The organism is Streptomyces calidiresistens (assembly GCF_014141525.1).
GTDB lineage: Bacteria > Actinomycetota > Actinomycetes > Streptomycetales > Streptomycetaceae > Streptomyces > Streptomyces calidiresistens.
The window spans coordinates 1-693 of the sequence record NZ_VKHS01001429.1; the positions used below are offsets into that span (position 1 = coordinate 1).

The 693-nt window shown below is 77.1% G+C and carries 1 protein-coding gene; it reads left to right on the plus strand.

Annotation, left to right across the window (positions count from 1 at the left end; all coding sequences use genetic code 11):
- The coding region (locus tag FOE67_RS27665; RefSeq protein ID WP_228474374.1) for an LppU/SCO3897 family protein at positions 1 to 629 on the plus strand (629 nt) is incomplete at its 5' end.
- Positions 630 to 693 lie beyond the last annotated feature (64 nt).

Consider the following 693-nt stretch of genomic DNA (forward strand, 5'->3'; position numbering starts at 1 on the left):
GCGGGACGGAGGGGGCGCCGGGCGGGAGGCTCCCCGGTGGGCCGCCGGAGGATCCGGCCGACGGGGCCGTGGATCCCCCGCGGGTGCCCGAGGGGGCGCCGGGGTCGGGTGACCCCACGGCCGAGGCGTACCAGCGGGTCCGTCCCGGCGACTGCCTGTCGAACCACAAGACCGGTGAGGAGTGGAACAGCCACCTGCCCCAGCAGGTGGCCTGCGCCTCGGACGCCGCCTTCCTGCGGGTGACGGAGGTCACCGAGCGGGCGGAGACCTGTCCCTCCGGTTCCGGGCGGGGCGATTGGCACCACACCTCGGCCGGGGGTGAGGTGACGGTGTTGTGCCTGCAGCGGGAGTTCCGGCCCGGGCAGTGCTTCCCCGCCCGGGCGGCCGACGGCCCGGCGGGGCCGGGGCGGGCGATCCCGGAGGCCGATCTGCACGTCTGGCTGGACTGCGGCGCCGAGCGGCTGCCCGACCCGTACAACACGGTGCTGGTGATCAGCGACGTGCTCCCCGCACCGGACCGGGTGCCGGCGGCGGTGTGTTCACGCGGTACCGGTGACCGGGGTCACTACTGGTACTGGGTGCTCAACGGCGACACCGAGCTGGTGTGCGCCACCCGACCCGCCCGCTGACCGGGCGGGTCCCGTCGGGGTGACCGCGGGGCGGCCCGCCGGACGACCCCCGCCGGGGCGGGGG